The organism is Rathayibacter sp. AY1F2 (assembly GCF_002930885.1).
Lineage (GTDB): Bacteria > Actinomycetota > Actinomycetes > Actinomycetales > Microbacteriaceae > Rathayibacter.
Genome location: NZ_PSVG01000002.1, coordinates 264,173 through 282,035 on the forward strand (window position 1 = coordinate 264,173; position 17,863 = coordinate 282,035).

Consider the following 17,863-nt stretch of genomic DNA (forward strand, 5'->3'; position numbering starts at 1 on the left):
TCAGGACGATTCGACACCGAGGGGGTCGGGCCTCACCTTCCGACGTCGGCAGGAGAGGATGGCAGACTGGCGGCCGACGCTGTCGCACCCGCTCGTGCGGTGACGCGTCGACACCCTCCGGGCGCCGCAGCACCCGCCGTCCCTAGCCGCTCACTCGGACCGAGGGAGCGGCGGAATCGATCACGACATGGAACCGAACCCGCCCAGCGGTGAGGGGGTCCTGCCCTCTCCTCGGACGTCTCCTCGCGCGACGCGACCCAACAACCGGACTCGGATCCTCGACGCAGCGGTCCGTGTCGCGGCGAGGGAAGGTTCTGTTCGCGTCACGCTCGAAGCGACTGCCGAAGAGGCTGGGCTGACACGCGGTGGAATGATGTACCACTTCCGCGATCGAGCCGATCTCGCCCATGCTCTCCAGGAGCACGTCGCGGCCGGCTGGGAAGCCCAGCTGATCGACGTCGCGGGGAAGACGGCGGACGAGGCCACCTTGACGGAGCGCGTGAGTGCCTACGTCACCGTCGCCCTGACGCCGTCGACGCACATGCAGATCGGACTCCTCCAGGCCACGGGCAGCGACACCGCTCTCCGAGCGCCGGTAGCGGAGGTGCGCCGAAGGTGGACGCCCTCCGCAGAGGAGACCGCGACCGATCCGATCACTCTCCGCCAGTTCATCGCCTGCCTTGCGGCTGACGGCCTGTGGTCACACCACTCCCTCGGAGGCGATCGGATACCGGACGACACTCGAGCCGCGGTGATCTCCGAGATCATCCAGCTCTCCAGCACGGGGTGATGCACGAAGGGCGCGTTCCGGCGTGAGGCGGGTCCCCCGCCCGCCTCACACTGCTGAGGATGCAGCAGCGACGGCGTCCTCGAGGAGCGCCGCCACCGCCTCGCGCCACGGCAGCACGGTCGCGAACGCGGCGCCCAGGATGGTCGGCGACGCCTCGTGCTGCCCCGGAGCGCTCAGGACGCAGCCGGAGGCGACGTCCATGTCGAAGTCGCGCCACGTGGAGCGTCACCGACACGACCGGTCCGACGACGGCCGACCAGGAGACGTCCCGCGTGCGCCCGCACAGGCACTCCGCTCGTCAGCGGGACAGCAGCGCGACGTGGATCTCCTCGGCGAGGAGGTCCAGCGCTCTCGCGTGGGACGCCAGGAAGGCCCGGCCGTCGCGCGTGATCGAGAAGCGCTCGATGCGCTGCAGTGCGGTCCTCCTGCCTCTCTCCAGGAGCACCAGGCCCCGGCGGGAGAGCCGGAGGAGCCGCTTGCGCACCTCGAGGACCTCGACACGGTCGCCGGAGCGGAGGTCGAGGACTGCTCGCAGGCGGGTCTCGTCGCGGTTCTCTCCGGTCGCGAGCGCGATCAGGATGAAGACATCGATGCTGCAGTCGAGCCCGCAGGCTCCGCAGCGGTTCGTGCACCGCGCAGAGCGTGCCAGGGACGCGAGGAATCGATCGAGGCGCATCACGGGTATCTCCGGGGGAACGGCGGTCTCCTGCTGCATCGGGAGGAAGGGGCTGGGCCGGTCACCGCCGGCGCGCGTCCGGGAGTCGCCTCAGGAGAGCTCCACGCATCAGCGATCGGCCCGGACAGCAGAATCCGGCCCGATCACCACCCCGGTCTGCAGCCGGTGGTGAGGTCGGCTCGGCGGGATCGTCGGGCGATCAGGGCCGTGGACCCACCCGTACCGCTCAGGGGGACTTAGGAGAGAGGGAGGGCGTTGCCGTTGATCAGCAGGAGGTCGTGTCCTCCGACGGCAGCTGCGCTCCCGGCCGCTCCGTCGCCCTTCTCCTCGGTGAGGGGGTGCGACTGCACGACCTTCGTCAGCACGAGCCCGGTGGTCGGGACGGTCCTGGTTCTCACTCTGTGGTGCATCTCGTCGGTCGTCCTTCTGAGGTGGCAGCACTGCAGGGCGGCGCAGTGCCGGTCGGGGGCGGGACGACGAGGGAGCGGGCGATCGTGGCGCCCGCTCCCTCACCGTCTCAGCGGCAGCTGCGCGCCGGGTAGTCGACGCTCGTCTGCGTGCTGACCGTCTTCCCGTCGACGACGGCCTTTCCTGTCGCGGCCACCGACCCCGCGGGGATCGAGACCGCGCGGGTGGTGACGGCGCTCGAGGCGGACGCTCCCGGCGCGACTCCGGTCACGGTCTTCGAGCCGAAGGCGGTGACCGTCGTGATGTCCATGATCGAGCGGCTGTCGTTCTTGACCACAGTGGTCAGGACGACCTTCCCGCTGACGCAGCGGGTCGACGCCGTGGCTGTCACGGTCAGCGGCGACGTGACGGTGACCTTCGCGGTCACAGTCCGGTTCGCGGGTGCGACCTCCTCCGTCGGCGTCAGATCGAAGACCGGCCGGCCGTCGGCGGCGTAGTGGATGCGGGCGAGACGGGTGTCGCGGCCGTCACCCCCGACTCCGTTGCCCCAGGTGTGGTAGACGTACACGTCGTTGCCGTCCTCGTCCTGGGTGACGGCTCCGTGGCCGGGACCCTGCTCGTAGGTGCGGTAGTCGAGGACGCCGTCGGGCATGGGAACGCTCTGCAGGAGCGGGGCGTCGTACTTGGTCCAGCTCGCGATGTCGGTCAGGTCACTGCCCTCCTTCGCCCAGGCGCCGCCCACGATGTACTTCGGGCTGACGCCGCTGCTGGAGTAGACGAGCGTGATCCTCCCGTCGCGCTGGATCGCGAACGCTCCCTCGGACAGGTGGTCCTCGAACGTCAGCGAGGGCACGATGATCGGGGTCGGCTCGCCGATGACGCGGGTGGGGTTCGCGGGATCGACCTTGGCGATCCAGGTCGCCGGGTCGCTCACTCCGTTGTCGACGTAGCGCTGGGACCAGGCGTAGTACGCAGTTCCACCGGACTCGAAGTAGGTCATGTCGAGGCTGATGTTGCGTCCCGTGCCGGGGCGTCCGAGGGCGCTCCCATCGCTCTTCACGACGGCGCGCGGCGCGCTCCAGTCGGAGGGGTTCGCGGGGTCTCCGCCGTCGCGCAGCTGCATGATGTGCGCCTGCACCGTGAACCACTGACCGTTCTGGTTCGACTGGTCGTTGTCCGGGTTGAAGCACGGGGCGAACAGGATGGAGAGCTTGCCGCCGATCTCGTGGATCTCGGGGGCCCAGTAGCAGCCCGCGATCACCTTGCCCTCGGCGGTGCGGTCCATCCGCGTGGTGCGGTTGAGGAGGTCCACCTCACGGGCCCGTCCGCCGTTGTCGTCGCTGAGCTGGTCGATGCTGTCGGCGACCCGGATCGGCAGGTGCTGCGAGGCGACGTTGTTGTTGTTCGTGTCGTCCGTGGCGGTGAAGAGGTACTGCGTCTTCCCGTTGCGCTCGTAGCGGTAGATCGTCGGATCCGCGCGGTTGTAGGCGAACGGCTCGTTGTACTGCCGCTGGCGGACGGTCCCGGAGAGGTCGTACGTTCCCGGGCCCTTCGCGGCGAGGTCGGCGAGCTGCTGCTGGTTCCAGTCGATGCCGAGGCTGCCGGTCGAGCCGTCGTTGTAGGAGAGCTGCGCCTTCACTCCGGACAAGGCGGAGGTGTCGCCCTGATCGATCGTCTGCGGTGCGACCGAGGATCCGGTGTTGACCGTGCGGCCGAACTTCTTCACGAGCGAGTCGGCGACGGAGCCGGAGACGGTCAGCGCGCCGCCCGGCAGAGCGTCGGCGACGCGGCCCGAGACTCCGGAGAGGTCGGGAGCGGCGACGGTGGCGGGGCTTCCACCGAGGACCGCACCGCGGTTCCCGTCGGTCACGACGACGCTGCGACGGCCGCCGTCCTTCGGCCAGAACGCCTGCGCGCGGAGCTCGGTGCGGGCGAGGTCAGTGACGGTCGTGTACTTCGCCGCCCCGGAGGAGTCCGTCCAGGAGACGAGGTAGCGGTTCTGGTCCGTGTCGAAGACGGCCTTCGGCGCGACGACGCCGCCGGTGGTGCCGAGGTCGATGAGGCCGAGCTCGGTGAAGTCGGACGCGGTGGCGTCCGTGGCCTTGAAGATCAGAGCGCTCGAGGCCCCGGTGCCGTCGGACGCGCCCGACTGCAGGACGCGCGTGGCGATCACGCCGACGGTGCCGTCGGCGAAGGTGAACAGCGAGGGGTTCGCGAGGCCGCGGTTGTCGGCCTTGTCGGTTCCGAGGAAGACCCCGTCGGCGAAGAGGACTCCCGAGTTACCCGAGAGCGGTGCTGCGTCGGCGACGGACGAGCCGAGTGCCAGGTGGAGGCCGCGGGCGATCGTGTCCTGGTTCGCCTTGTCCTCGCCGGTCGGCGTCCGGGTGTACGACACCACGGTCTTCGCCGTGGAGGCGCTGAGGACGGTGGTGCGGAAGGTCTTCGTCAGCGTGGTGGCGCCGACCTTCACGGAGGCGGTGAGCGCGAGTGCCCGGTCGGTCGCCGAGTCGTTCACGAGGCGGCTGCCGGACAGGCCGGCACCGTCCGCGCTCCACGACACGGTGTAGCCGGCGACCGTGGGAAGAGCGGTTCCGGAGGCGACGGTCGGCGGGACGACGAGGGCGGTGCGCAGGCGCGCCGTGGCGTCGGCCTCGGTGTCGGCGGCGACGGTGACGGTTCGCGCGGTGCCGGTGGCGGCGGATCCGGCGAACGTCGCGGTCGGGGTCAGGGTCACGGTGGCGTTCGCCGAGCCGGGTGCCGGGCGGCGCACGGAGCCGTCGGTGCCGATCACCGCGGGGTCGCTGCTCGCCCAGGTGAGGACGGAGCCGCCCGCGCCGCGGGTCGGGAGGGAGAGGTCGCTGGTGACGGGTCCGGTCACGGCGATGGTCGCCGCGGCGGCGTCCGATGCAGCGATCGCGGCAGCGGCCGGAGCCGCGTCCTCGCGCACCTGGTCCTGGGTCAGTGCGGAGGAGTAGACGTGCACGTCGTCCATCGCCCCGGCGAAGAGAGGGTCGGGGCCGTAGAACGACTTGCCGAGGAGGCCGGAGAAGGCGGAGGTGCCGACAGTCGCCGCTCCGGTCGCGGAGGTCGGGGTGGTCTGGGCGAGCCGGCCGTCGACGTAGGTCGAGACGCTGACGCCGCTGCGCAGGACCACGGCGACGTGGCTCCAGCGGCCGGTGGCGGCGGGACCGGAGTCGGCCGCGCGCTGCTCCGAGCCGTTCTTCACGGCACCGATCAGGCTGCTTCCGCACTGGGGCGTGGTGAAGAGGTACCGCTCGGTCGACTGCCCGAGCGCGTACGCCCAGCTGCAGTTCTGGTTCCCCTCCCAGCGCAGCCAGGCAGACATGGTCACGTCGGTGGTGGCCGCCGTGGTCAGTCCCGGCGCGATCTCGGCGTAGGCGGCGGAGCTGCCTGCGGCGCCGCCGGGGAGGCGGAGTGCGCGGTCGGTGCCGCCGCGCGGACCGGCGACGGTCGTCGCTCCGGTCCCGCGCACGGTGGCGGAGCGGCCGGCAGCGGAGTCGGTCAGGGTCGTGCCCGCGCCCACGGCGGAGCCGACGGCGGCGGACGAGGAGAAGTCGTAGGAGAGGACCGGGCTGGGCACCGCGGCCTGTGCGGGTGCCGCGCCGAGCGCAGCCCCTCCCGCTGTCAGGCTCGCGGCGACCAGGAGGGCCGTCGTGCGTCGGAACCGCATTGTTCGTCTACTTCCGTGGGAGAGGTGGATGCGGGGAGCACGGACCCAGGGTCCATGCTCCCCTGCTCCGGTGGCCGGAGGCCCCGGAACGGAGGAGGTCAGGGGAGGGGCGGCTGGACGCCGCCCCTCCCCTGTCACCGGCCTAGCGGCAGGTGAGCGCCGAGTACGGCGCGGTGGCCGTCCTGGTGCCGTTCGCGTCCTTCGAGGCGACGCTCACCTCGCCCGCGGTGACCGAGGTCGCCCGGGTGGTGAAGGCGGCGGACACGGACTTGCCGGGAGCGACCCCGGCGAAGGTCCTGCTCCCCCACTGCGAGCCGACGGTCATCTCGACCGTGGAGCCGCTCGTGTTGGTGCCGGTCGCGGTAACCGTCACCTTGCCGGCGACGCAGCGGCTCGCGGCCGAGGCCGTCAGCGACGGTCCGGGAGGAGCCGTGGCGGTGATGGTGGCGATGGCCGGCGTCGCTGCCGAGTTGGCGAGCTGTCCGCGCACCTGCACGGTGTCGCCCGCCTTCTTCAGCGAGCTGAGATCGGCGGTCGCCCACGTCACGGCGACCGTCTCACGGTGGCCGTCCTTGAACGTCGCGCCCACCGTGGCGGGCAGGTCGACGGTGGTCGATCCGGCCTGAACGGTCCGCGCCACGGCGTCGATCGAGGTCACCAGGAGCGACGGGTTCCACTTCGCGGCGAGCCCGTCGCGCTCCTTCGCAGTGATGGAGACGACGGATCCGTGGCGGGGCGACGTCGGCAGCGAGAAGCTGCTGGGGATCGTCCACTGGATGTCGCCCTCGAGCGAGTTCGTGCCGAGCGGGATGTAGCCGCGTCCGCCATAGTTGTCGGTCCAGAGGAAGTACTTGTACCCCGCCCGGTCGCCCTCGTTGGTCTTGAAGATCTCGGGACCCTCGACCTCCGGCGTTCCGGCGGTGCGGCCGATGCAGGTGTCGATGAGGCTCCACGCACCGGAGGCGGTGGTGGCGCGGAGGTTCGTCGACTTCTGTCCGATGATGTCGGGCGAGGGGCAGCCGCTGGTCTGGGTCGCCTTCGTGAAGCGGTAGTAGGTGTCGCCGTCCTTGAGCATCGTGGCGTCGATCAGTCCGTTGCTCTTGTTGAGCGAGGGGACGTCAGCGGCCTTGAACCAGACCTCGGGGGTGGTGAAGTCGCGGAAGTCGCGGGTGGTGGACGTGAGGATCTGCGGTCCGTTGCCGTCCTCGACGTTGCGCGTGCTGTCGGTGAAGAGGGCCGAGGTCCAGTAGACGACGTAGGCGTCGATGGTGGGGTCGTAGGTGGCCTCCGGTGCCCAGGTCATGCCCGCGTTGGGCAGGTTGACCTCGACGTGGCGCTGCTGGCCCCAGTTGACGAGGTCCGTGGACTCCCAGATCTCGAGGTAGCGGCTGCCGCGGTTGGTCGATCCGCCGAAGCCGGTGGTGCCGACGGAGAGGTCGGTGGCCATCAGGAAGAAGCGGTCGCCCTCCTTCGAGCGGAAGACGAACGGGTCGCGCAGCCCCTTCGTGCCCATGGTGGAGGTGAGGATCGGCTGGGCGTCGTTCAGGGTCTTCCACGTGAGCGAGTCGTTGCCGTCGGAGGTCGCGAAGCGGATCTTCTCGCCTTCGATGCTGTCGCCGGTGAAGTACGCGAACAGGTACGCGTCGAGGTCGCTCGCGGCCACGGGAGCCGCGGCCGGAACGGTGCGCGCGAGCGTCCGCACGAGGGGCGTGGTGCCGGGCACCGTGACCGTCGCGGTGAGGGTGACGGTGGTGTCGGCGGACGGGCGCGTGAGCGAGCCCTTCGCGACGACGTTCGGCGCGGTGCCCTTGTCGGCGGAGGTGATGACGGCCTCGTTCGACGAGGTCCAGCTGACCACGGCGCTGGAGCTGTTCGCGCGCGCGGCGGTGGCGGCGACGTCGGCTCCGGTCGAGGGCAGGTTCAGGCTGCCGCGCACCGGTCCGGCGAGAGCGGGATCGTTGCTGATGCCGTCGGCGACGGCCCGGGCGAGCTCGGCCTCGGCGCTGTCACCGGCGGCGTACGCCGGGACGAACACGGTGGTGGCACGGCCGACGACGGTGATGCCGCCGTGGACGGCGGTCGGGGTCAGCGTGACGGTGGCGTCCGGGCTGCCCGCGGCGGGCCGGGTGACGACGCCGCTGGTGCTGACGACGCCGGGGGCGCTCGACGTCCAGGTGATCGTGGAGCCGTTGGCGCCGGTCGTGGGGAGGGCGAGGTTCGAGGTCACGTTCGAGGTGTCGCCGAGCGAGACGGCGGCGTCCTGGTTCGCGAGAACCGAGTGCACGGATGCGGCGCTCTGCTGCACCTGGCCGGCGGTGAGCGCGGAGGTCCAGACCTGCATGTCGTCGATGGCACCGGCCCAGTAGGCGTCCGCGCCGTAGAACGATTTGCCGAGGAAGCCGGAGAACGTGGACGTGCCGATCGCGGACGCGGCGGTGAAGGTCGTGCTGCCCTGGCCGACGAGAGCTCCGTCGAAGTAGGTCGAGACCGACTGGCCGCCCTTGACGACGACCGCCATGTGCACCCAGCGGTTCGCGGCGACCGGAGTGTTGCCTGCGGCCCGCACCTCGGAGCCGCTCTTGATCGCGCCGAAGCCGGCCGGTCCGCACTTCGTGGTGGAGAGGACGTGGGAGTCGACGCTGGAGCCGAGCGTGAAGGGCCAGGTGCAGTCCGGAGCACCGCTCCAGCGCAGCCAGGCGGACATCGTGACGTCCTGCGTGCCGGCGGGGATCAGGCCCGGGGCGATCCGGACGTGCGGCGCGGCCGACGTGCTCGATCCGCCCGGGAGCGAGAGAGCGCGGTCGGTGGAGGCGCCGGAGGGACCCGCGACGCTGGTCGCGCCGGAGTTGATCAGGGTGCCGGGGTGGTTGCCCGGAGCGGAGTCGGCGACGACGGCTCCATTGGCGAGCGTCGCGCCGATGCCGTCGAACGAGTACTGCAGCGCGGGAGCGGGGACGGTCTCTGCGGCGCCGGCGGCGCCGATCGGTCCGAGGACGCCGCCGAGGCAGGCGATGGCGAGCGTCAGCGCGGCGCCCGCTCGGGGGAGGCGTGAGCGCCGGGTGCGCTCCTGCCGGGGGGTTCGTGACATGGGGGTCCTTCAGGTGAGGGGTCGGAGGGGGAGGACGGAGCCCGCGCGATCGGCCGGCGGAGTGGTGAGTCCGGCTTCTGTCTGGCGGGGAGGGAATCGCCGGAAGGCGGCCCGGGACGCGGGCCTGGCGACCCGTGATCGGGAGGCGGAGGTCGACGTGGGTGCGAGGACGAGACGTCGCGCGCTGCGGGCGCCGACCGCGGTCACCGCGTGGAAGGTGTCGGCCGGGCCGACAGTCATCGGGGCCGGGCGTGGGCCTGCGGCGGGAGGGTGCGGCGGGAGGGTGGTGCTGTCGTCATCATCGACGTTCCTCTCAGGTTCGCCTTCGAACCGGTCGGAGTGGGACGCGAGGCGCGAGGACGCGCTTGCCCACTTCACGTGACACCGTACCGACTTTTGTTAACGGTAACAATGGCGGATTCCCGGGCGATGCCGCAGCGACGGCGGGTGTGAGCGCTCTCTCCCTGCGAGCACGGGGATCCGCGTGGACGGATCACCCTCGCCCGGCGGGGCTCGGACCGGATCCGCTCGAGACCGGCACTTGACACCGGCTCCGCGACCGGTCGATGGTTGTCCACGTCAACATGCAGGTCGTGATCAGCTTCCCATCCCACTCGGAGCGTCGGCGCTGACGCGTCCCGCGGCGGGACGACCGGATCACCATCCCGGTCGCTCCGGCGCATCCTCTGCCGTGCTCCGATCCCTTCGGACACGGCTCCTTCCTGCGACCCTCATCCGCGTCCCTTCGGGGACGCCGGATGTCTGTGAAAGGCACCCATGTCCCGGACAACGAAGTCCCACCCCTCCAAGCGCCTGATCGGCGCCCTGATCGCGGCCGTCGTCGGCATCACGACCTTCGGCATCAGCTCGCCCGCCTCTGCAGCCACCGCCCCGGTCGGCCTCGGATCGGCGCAGGAGATCCGCAACCAGCACAGCAGCATGTGTCTCGACGACTTCGACTTCGGCACTCAGCCCGGAGCCGAGGTGCGGCAGTGGAGCTGCACCGAGGGGAGCAACCAGCGCTGGCAGGTCACCGACCTCGGCACCGGCTACGCCGAGATCAAGAACACCTTCAGCAACCTCTGCCTCGACAACTTCGACTTCGGCACCACTCCGGGCTCGGAGGTGCGGCAGTGGAGCTGCAACGGAAGCACCGCCCAGCAGTGGCGGATCACCTCCGTCGGCGGAGGCTACGCCGAGATCGCCAATGGGCACAGCGACCTCTGCCTCGACAACAAGGACTTCCGCCAGATCGACGGCTCCCCCATTCAGCAGTGGACCTGCACCGGCTCCAAGGCCCAGCGCTGGGCACTGACCGATCCGACCGTGCAGAAGATCACCTGGACGCTGAACCGCGTCGCGAGCCCGACCGCGGACGAGGCCGACGCCTACGCCCGCATCACCGACGCGATGGACCGCGCCGTGGCGCGCTACAACCGCCTCAGCAACATCTCCCGCTCCCTGACCGTCTCGTACAGCCCCGGAACCCCGACGGCCGATGCGAACATCTACGGCCAGATCCGCTTCGGCAAGGAGCGCGTCTACATGGTGGAGGGCACCGCCATGCACGAGATCTCGCACACCGTGGGCTTGGGCACGTCGACCACCTTCAACACGAACTGCGAGAACAGCAGCTGGGACTCGGCCCTGGCACTGCTGCGCACCTGGGACGGACCGGACGCGACAATCCAGTGCACCCCGGGTCACATCTTGAACTACGGCCTCAACTACAACAGCGAGTTCAGCCAGCTGAACCTCGAGCGCCACGTGAAGCTGGTGCAGTCCATGCTCAGTGACGGCATGTAGCCGTCACTCGAGGCACGCCCGAACGAGCATCCTCGCCGCCCCTCGCGGGCGGCCGGCGCCGGCGGGGCGGGGAACCAGAGCCCTCCCCCCGCCGGCGCCGCATGCCCCGATGTCTCCCTCCGGAGGCGCGGGGCAGCGGAGCGCTCGGGAGTCGAGGAGGGCCCCTCGACCGGGTGGTCGCAGCCGACGTGCCGGACGCCGCACCCTGGGGAGGGGGCGTCCGGCACGTCTTCCTCGTGTCGGCGCCGTCCGGTCCGCCGGACCCCCCGGAGGCGCATGACGGGCGGCGTCTGCGGGCGCTAGCGGTTCTGCTCGACGGTGCTCGGCGCGGTCCGGTGCGTCTCCGGCGCCTCCGTGCCGACGGGCTCCGCCTCCCCGCTCGCCGCGGCCTCCCGCAGGTAGTGCGCCGACATGACGCGGTAGGAGCGGGTGAGCATCGCCGCGCCGGCCGCGATGATCATGACGACTCCGCCGACCAGGAACACCAGCGCGATCCCCCGGCCGATGCCGTCGCCGAGCAGCCCGCCGAACGCCGAGCGCCCGGCCGGCGACTCCATGTACGGGATGAGCGCGAACTCGGCGATCGGGGCGATGAGGAACGACGTGATCGGAGCGGCGGCCGACTCGAACGCCGCCGCGAAGCCGAAGACGCGCCCCTGGGTCTCGAAGGGGACGACCTTCTGGATCACCGTCTGCTCGGCGGCCTCGATCGCCGGGATCAGGGTCATGTAGATCCAGATGCCGCCGGCGTAGAGCCACCACCAGTCGCGGAGGGTGAAGACCGCGCCGATCAGGCCCATCGCCATCACGAGCAGCAGCATCGTCCGGATCGGGTTCCTCCCGAGACCGAACCTCGCGACGAGCAGACCGCCGATGACGAAACCGGTCGCCGTCACTCCGAGCACCACGCCCCACAGCTCGACCGGGAACAGCTCGAGGCCGTACGGGTCCATCAGCGCCATGTAGACGCCGCCGATCAGGTTGTTGAACGTCGAGAAGACGATGAGCGCGAACAGCCCGGTCGCCGCCCGCACCGCGGTGATGCTGCCGCGGAGATCGATCAGCGGCGCCCTCTCCCCCGTCGGCGCGGGCCGGTCCTCCGGGATGCGCAGGAAGAGGAGGTGCAGGAGCGCGGCGGCGGAGAGGCCGATCGCGATCACCAGCGTCCACCCCATGCCGAGCAGGCCGATGGCGAGCCCGCTGAAGACGCTCGTCACCACGAAGGCGAGGCCCTGGACCGTGCCGACGAGGCCGTTCGCGCGGGCGTGCCCCTCCACCGGGACCAGCAGGGTCACCGTCGTGGACAGGGCGATGTTGCGCATGTTCTCGATGACGGCGCCGAAGAGGATCGTGCCCGAGAACACCCAGAACCAGGGGGCGCGGAAGTCCAGGAGCGCCGCCTCGGGCAGCGCGAGGAAGAGACCGCCCGCGACGCCGAAGGACACCAGCGTGACCGCGCCGGCGAACACCATGACGCGGAACTTGCGGTGCCGGTCCACGATCGTGCCGAAGGCCATCGCGAAGACCGCGACGAGCAGCATGTAGGCGCCGCCGATGATCCCGGTCGCCAGGACGGAGCGCGTCTCGAGGTATACCCAGAACGTGAGCGCGAACCAGAGGAAGCTCGTCGTCACGTTCGCGACGGCGGTGTTGAGGAGGATCTGGTGGAAGTCGCGGAGCCTCGTCGAGGCGTCGACGGCGGGTCCGGGCACGGGGGCGGTCGAGGACACGGCTTCCCTCCGCTCGCGACGGCGCCGTCGGTCCCGCGGCGGGAGTCGAGGGTCGTCGCAGCCACTGTAGGACCGCGCCGTCGGCGAGTCGAGAGGGGCCGGGCGTCCGGCGGGGATGCGCTGCCGCCTCCCGCGCGGACGCGGGCGCCGCCGCCCTCGCGGCATCTTCCGCTCCTCCTGGACGTGTGCTCCGTCGGCGCCGCGGCCTCACCGGAGGCATCCGAAGCGCCGACGAACCGGCGGTGCGGATCCGGGCGGGGCGGCGAGCGCCGCGCACAGCACGACGCCGGCCCCTCGGAAGGGAGCCGGCGTCGTGCCCTCGCGGTTCCTGCTACTCGAGCAGCTTGCCCGCGGTGGCGACCTCGCCGCTGATCAGCGCCTGGATCTCCTCCGGCACCGCGGGGATCTCCTCGCGGGTGATCCCCGTGGAGGGCGACCAGACGAGGTTCACCTGGAGGGCCGGGTCGATGTCCGGGTAGTCGCTGCGGTTGTGGCAGCCGCGGCTCTCCCGGCGCTCGAGGGCGGCCTCGAGGGTGGCCCGCGCGGCCATCGCGGCCGACTTGAGGTCGAAGGCGTGGGCGAGGTCCTGGAAGCCGGCGATGTCCGGGTGCACGCCGATGTCGGCGATGCGCGCCTCGATCGCGTCCAGCTCGGCGAGCCCGGCGAGCAGGCCCTCCTCGTCGCGGACGACTCCGGCGTGCTCGGTCATCGTGTTGCGGATCGCGCGCTGCAGGGCGCGGACGTTCTCGGTGCCGTCGGCCGCGAGCAGGCCGGCGATCTCGTCGCGGGCGACCTGGACGGACGCGGCCGAGCGCGTCTGGGCGGTCAGTGAGGCGGAGTACTCCGCCGCCGCCTGCCCGACGATGCGGCCGAACACCAGCAGCTCGATCAGCGAGTTGCCGCCGAGGCGGTTGGCGCCGTGCAGTCCACTGGAGGCCTCTCCGATCGCGTAGAGCCCGGGGACGTCGGTGCTGTGGTCGTCCGAGCGCACCCAGACCCCGCCCATCGAGTAGTGCGCCGTGGGCGCGATCTCGATCGGGTCCTTCGTGATGTCGAGCATCTGCAGCTCGAGCATCGTCTGGTACACCCGCGGCAGCCGGGTCATGATCGTCTCGCGCGGCAGGTGCGAGACGTCGAGCCAGACCCCGCCGTTCGGCGTGCCGCGACCCTCCTTGATCTCGGTGTAGCAGGCGAGGGCGACGCGGTCGCGGGTCGAGAGCTCGAGGCGCTCGGCGTCGTACTTGCCCATGAAGCGCTCGCCGAGGCCGTTGCGGAGGATGCCGCCCTCGCCGCGCGCGGCCTCGGAGATCAGCGTGCCCGCCGCGTTCTCGGGCTCGATGATGCCCGACGGGTGGAACTGGACGAGCTCGGGGTCGCGCAGGCGGCCGCCGGCCTCGACGGCCAGGCGGAACGAGTCGCCCGTGTTCTCGTCGCGGCGGGAGGAGGTGCGGCGCCAGATGCGGTTGTGGCCGCCCGCGGCGAGGATCACCGCATCCGCGTGGATCAGGTAGCGGGTGCCGTCGACGAGGTCGAAGCCGTAGGCGCCGAACACTGTTCCGTCCTCGTTGACGAGGATGCGCGTGACGTACACGGTGTCCAGGATCGGGATCTCGAGCTGGGCGGCCCGGTTGACGAGCGTGCGCTGGATCTCGAGGCCGGTGTAGTCGCCCGCGAAGGCGGTCCGGCGGTAGGTGTGCGCGCCGAAGAAGCGCTGCGAGATGCGGCCGTCGTCCTCGCGGGCGAACGGCATGCCGTAGCGCTCGAGGTCCTGGATGCCGCGGGCGGCGTTGGAGGTGACGATCTCGACCGTGTGCGGGTTGGCGAGCTGGTAGGACTCGGTGATGGTGTCGGCCGCGTGCTGCTGCCAGCTGTCGTCGGGGTCCATCGTGGCGAGGGCGGCGTTGATGCCGCCGGCGGCGAGGGAGGTGTGCGCGTCCGACTTCGAGCGCTTGCCGAGCGCGAGGACGTCCACGCCCGCCTCGGCGAGCTCGATCGCGGCGCGCAGGCCCGATCCGCCGGTGCCGATGACGAGGACGGAGGTGGAGATCCGGCGCTCCGGTGCGGTGGTCTCTGAAGTGGTCATGCCTCCACGCTAGGCACGGCGCTTCGATTACTCCAATGCATAATGCTGGGCACAGCCATGCGCATAGGGTATGCATGTGGATCTCGAGCAGCTCACCGGATTCGTCGAGGTCGCCCGCCTCGGCAGCTTCACCCGCGCCGCCGAGGAGCTGCATCTCGCGCAGCCCTCGCTGAGCCGCCGGATCGCCGCGCTGGAGCAGGACCTCGGCTCCGAGCTCTTCCACCGGGCGCGCTCCGGCAGCACCCTCACACCGGCCGGCGAGCTGCTGCTGCCGCTCGCCCGGCGCATGCTCGCCGACGCCGGATCGGTGCGCCGCGAGCTGGCCGAGCTGGCCGGGCTCGAGCGCGGCCGGGTGCGGTTCGGCGCGACGCCGACGCTCTGCATCAGCCTCGTCGCGGAGGTGCTGCACGCCTTCCACTCCGTGCATCCCGCCGTGGAGCTGCACCTCGCCGAGGACGGGTCGCGGAGCCTCTTCGACCGGCTGGCCCGGGGCGAGCTCGACCTGGCGCTGGTGACGACCTCGACCGCGGCCGCTCCCGGCGCCTTCACGGTGACCCCGCTGCTCGTCGAGGAGCTCGTCGTGGTCTCCTCCGCCGCGGAGCCTCCCCTCGCCGCGACCGGCGCGCTCGACCTGGCGGCGGTAGCCCGCCTCCCGCAGATCGTCTTCAACTCCAGCTACGACCTGCGCCGCACGACCGACGCCGCGTTCGCCGCCGCGGGCCTGGAGCCGGACGTGGTGCTGGAGGGCGCCGAGATGGACGCGGTTCTGCGCTTCGCCGAGCGGGGCCTCGGCGTCGCGGTCGTCCCGGCGATGGTGCTGCAGGGGCGCCCGGGCCTGCGCTCGATCCGCATCGAGGAGCCGACGCTCGAGAAGCCCACGCTGACCCGGACGATCAGCCTCGCGCGCCCGGCGGACCTCGCGCCGACCGCCGCGGCGCGGGTCATGCAGCGCACCATCGCGGCGACCGCCCGCGCCTTCGCCGCCCAGGCCGGCGGCACGATGCGCCTGGCCGACAGCCGCTGACCCAGCGGGGTCTCATCACCCCGCTGCGCGGCCGGCACATGCTGATCGAGCAGCCCCGGAGGGGCGTATCGAGATCCCCCCGCACGCGCAGGAGCGCCCCCGGCCCCGCAGGGCCGGGGGCGCTCCCCGGTGGTTCAGCCGTGCGCTACGAGCACGGGCGCGCCGCGTACGGAGCGCTCACCTCCGTCTCGACGGGGGCGCCGTTCATCGTGGCCGTGGCCTCGACGGTCACCGCACCGGCGGGCAGGTTCGCCTGACGGGTGGTGAAGGCGTGCGACACGGTCTTGCCGGGCGCCACCGAGGTGAACGACTTCGTGCCGGACGTCGACGTGAAGGTCACGCCGACGGGGACGTCGGAGCCGTTGCTCGCCTGGACGGTGACGATCGCCTTGCCCGCGATGCAGCGGGTCGCAGCGCTCGCCGTGATGTCGAGCGCCGGAGCAGCCTCGCCCTCGGTGAAGGCGAAGGTGTCGAGCTCGAACAGGTCGCCGGAGGGTCCGGAGTAGCTGAAGTACACGTCGTGCACTCCCGTCGCTCCGGTCAGCGCTGCGCTGACGTCGGTCCACTCGCCGGTCGTCCCGTTCACCGCGACGGTGCCCGCGACGGGCCCGGTCTCGGAGTCGAGGCGGACGGTGACGGTGCCGCCGGCCTGCAGCGCCTTGGCCTTCGCGGTGAACGTCGCGGCTCCGGTGTCCCCGAAGTCGACGGCCGACAGCGCGGTCCAGTCGCCGTTGTCGAGGTCCTTCAGCACGAGGTTCTGGGTCGCGCCCGCGGCGGGGGTGCCGAGCGGCGCCGTCGCGATGCCCTTGCTCCAGCCGATGGTCTCGGCCGGGAAGGTGCGGTACGGATCGAAGTCCTTCACCTGGTCGACGCCCTTGTAGTCGCCGACCACCTGCTGCACCGTGCCGTCGGCGTTGAACTGCAGCTCCTGGATGTGCGGGCTGCGGTACCCCTGGGTGGTGTCGCCGTTGATCCGCTTGTTGAGCGTCGGCGCGTGGTAGGTGAAGTAGTACTTGCCGCCCAGCTCGAAGACCGACTGGTGGTTGTTGCCGCCGGTGCCGGCTCCGAAGAAGCGGCTCTGGTTCGGGAACATCACGCCGGCGTAGTTCTCCTTGGGCCAGGACATCGGGTCGTCCGAGATCATGTAGCCGATCTCGCCGCCGCCCGGGTAGCCGGGCTCGCGGGTCTGGTTGCCGCCGAAGTCGTTGCCGCCGAAGTGGGACGAGTACGAGAGGTAGTACTTGTCCTGGCGCTTGAACACCTGGGCCGCCTCGAACGCGACGGGCGCGTCCACGACGGCGGAAGTGCCCTGGGTCGAGATCATGTCGTCGCCGAGCTCGATCACGCGGATGTTCTTCGGGTTGTTGAAGCGCTCGGCCGCGGGGAGCGCGGTCGAGGCGGGTCCGCCTCCGAAGAACAGGTAGCCCTGGCCGTCGTCGTCGACGAGCGGTGCCGGGTCGAACTTCCACGCGACCGCCTCGGCGCCCGGGGTGGACGCGTTGATGAGCGTGGAGGTCCGCTGGCTGGTCCACGGGCCCACCGGCGAGTCGCCGGTGATCACGTTGCTGGAGCCGCCGCCGTTGGCGTAGTAGAGGAAGTACTTGTCGACGCCGTTCACGGTCTTCTTCGCCATGCCGGGAGCCCACGAGTTGCCGGTGTAGGGCGCGACTCCGGTGGAGCCGGCGACCTGGATCTCGCCGTGGTCGGTCCAGTTGACGAGGTCGTCCGAGGAGATCACGGTGATCTGGTTGATCTTGCCGTAGTCGATGCCCGCCGAGACGCCCGTGGCGGGGTTCGGAGCGTAGCCCTGGGTGTCGTTCGTCATGTACATGTACACGCGGCCGTTCTCGACGAAGCCGAAGCCGTCGGCGCCGAACTTCCAGCCCATGAGCGGGTTGTGGTCGCCCGGGATCTTGCCCACGACCTCGATGGTGCGCGAGGCGGGCGCGGGCGGCGCCGCTCCGACCAGCGAGACGTCGTCGAGCTTGTAATCCATGAGGTGCGTCTCGGGCGCGGCCGAGGGAGTCGCGGTCCACGGCGTCTCGAAGAAGAGGCGCGCGGTCGCGACGCTCTGCCCGGCGGGGATGGTGAACGATCCGTTGATCGTCGCCCACTGCCCCTTCGTGGCGGTGACGCTCGCGAGGTTCGTGTAGGTGCCTCCGCCGTAGTGCATGGTGGCGAAGAACTGCTTGGTCGCGGGGCTCGCGGCGTTCTCGTACTTGATCTGCGCCTTGACCTGGTAGGTCTGGCCGGCGACGACCTTGCCGCTGAGGTCCTGCATGGCGCCCGCGCCGGTGGTCGTGCGGCCGGTGACGAGCGCTGCGGCGGTGCCGGTGCGCGCATCCGTGGTCGTCGCGATGGTGCCGGCGTCGGCGGCGTTGCCGTTGTTGACGAACCAGCTGCTGATGCCGCTCTCGAAGCCGCCGTTGACGATGAGCTCCGCCTCAGCGGCGGACGAGGTCTGGGCGGCGAAGGGGGCCACCAGGAGCGCGGTCAGCGCGGCCGTGGCCAGCAGCCTCAGCCGCAACCGCCCCTTCGGAGCGGCTTCTCGTTGTGGTGATCTCACG

Annotated in this window: 11 protein-coding genes; 3 read left to right on the forward strand and 8 right to left on the reverse strand. The window is 71.1% G+C overall.

Going from position 1 to position 17,863, the window contains the following annotated elements; translation table 11 throughout:
* Positions 1-187 precede the first annotated feature (187 nt).
* Positions 188-790, forward strand: a complete 603-nt coding sequence (locus C5C54_RS02985; protein ID WP_104287749.1) for a TetR/AcrR family transcriptional regulator — start codon at positions 188-190, stop codon at positions 788-790.
* A gap of 45 nt (positions 791-835) precedes the next feature.
* Here C5C54_RS02985 and C5C54_RS17845 read toward each other — a convergent pair whose 3' ends face one another.
* The 5 genes from C5C54_RS17845 to C5C54_RS03000 all read right to left on the reverse strand — a co-directional run bounded on the left by C5C54_RS17845 (position 836) and on the right by C5C54_RS03000 (position 8,653).
* A complete protein-coding gene (locus tag C5C54_RS17845) occupies positions 836-991 on the reverse strand; it encodes a hypothetical protein (protein ID WP_181127840.1) in 156 nt (51 codons plus the stop codon).
* Positions 992-1,088: 97 nt separating this feature from the next.
* A complete protein-coding gene (locus C5C54_RS02990) occupies positions 1,089-1,466 on the reverse strand; it encodes a hypothetical protein (RefSeq protein WP_104287750.1) in 378 nt (125 codons plus the stop codon).
* A 236-nt stretch (positions 1,467-1,702) separates the two neighbouring features.
* The gene (locus C5C54_RS17850; protein ID WP_181127841.1) at positions 1,703-1,864 is read right to left on the reverse strand and encodes a hypothetical protein; all 162 of its coding nucleotides are present in this window, start codon (positions 1,862-1,864) and stop codon (positions 1,703-1,705) included.
* Between the two features lie 119 nt (positions 1,865-1,983).
* Positions 1,984-5,565, reverse strand: a complete 3,582-nt coding sequence (locus tag C5C54_RS02995) for a family 43 glycosylhydrolase (RefSeq protein WP_104287751.1) — start codon at positions 5,563-5,565, stop codon at positions 1,984-1,986.
* Between the two features lie 142 nt (positions 5,566-5,707).
* Entirely contained in the window at positions 5,708-8,653 is a 2,946-nt protein-coding gene (locus C5C54_RS03000; protein ID WP_104287752.1) for an immunoglobulin-like domain-containing protein, read from the reverse strand.
* Positions 8,654-9,430: 777 nt separating this feature from the next.
* Between C5C54_RS03000 and C5C54_RS03005 the strand changes: the two genes are divergently transcribed.
* Complete coding sequence (locus C5C54_RS03005) at positions 9,431-10,459, forward strand: RICIN domain-containing protein (RefSeq protein WP_104287753.1); 1,029 nt, start codon at positions 9,431-9,433, stop codon at positions 10,457-10,459.
* A 299-nt stretch (positions 10,460-10,758) separates the two neighbouring features.
* Here the strand turns inward: C5C54_RS03005 and C5C54_RS03010 are convergent, their stop codons facing one another.
* Together C5C54_RS03010 and C5C54_RS03015 are read right to left on the reverse strand one after the other, a co-directional pair.
* Positions 10,759-12,189: an MFS transporter gene (locus tag C5C54_RS03010; protein WP_374953276.1), complete on the reverse strand. Its 1,431-nt coding sequence runs from the start codon at positions 12,187-12,189 to the stop codon at positions 10,759-10,761.
* Between the two features lie 331 nt (positions 12,190-12,520).
* On the reverse strand, positions 12,521-14,272 hold the full coding sequence (locus tag C5C54_RS03015; protein ID WP_104247858.1) for an L-aspartate oxidase: 1,752 nt from the start codon (positions 14,270-14,272) through the stop codon (positions 12,521-12,523).
* 70 nt (positions 14,273-14,342) lie between these two features.
* On the opposite strand from C5C54_RS03015, the gene C5C54_RS03020 reads away from it, so the two are divergent.
* Entirely contained in the window at positions 14,343-15,296 is a 954-nt protein-coding gene (locus tag C5C54_RS03020; RefSeq protein ID WP_104287755.1) for a LysR family transcriptional regulator, read from the forward strand.
* 145 nt (positions 15,297-15,441) lie between these two features.
* Here the strand turns inward: C5C54_RS03020 and C5C54_RS03025 are convergent, their stop codons facing one another.
* On the reverse strand, positions 15,442-17,862 hold the full coding sequence (locus tag C5C54_RS03025; RefSeq protein WP_219812141.1) for a family 43 glycosylhydrolase: 2,421 nt from the start codon (positions 17,860-17,862) through the stop codon (positions 15,442-15,444).
* Between the last annotated feature and the right edge of the window lies 1 nt (position 17,863).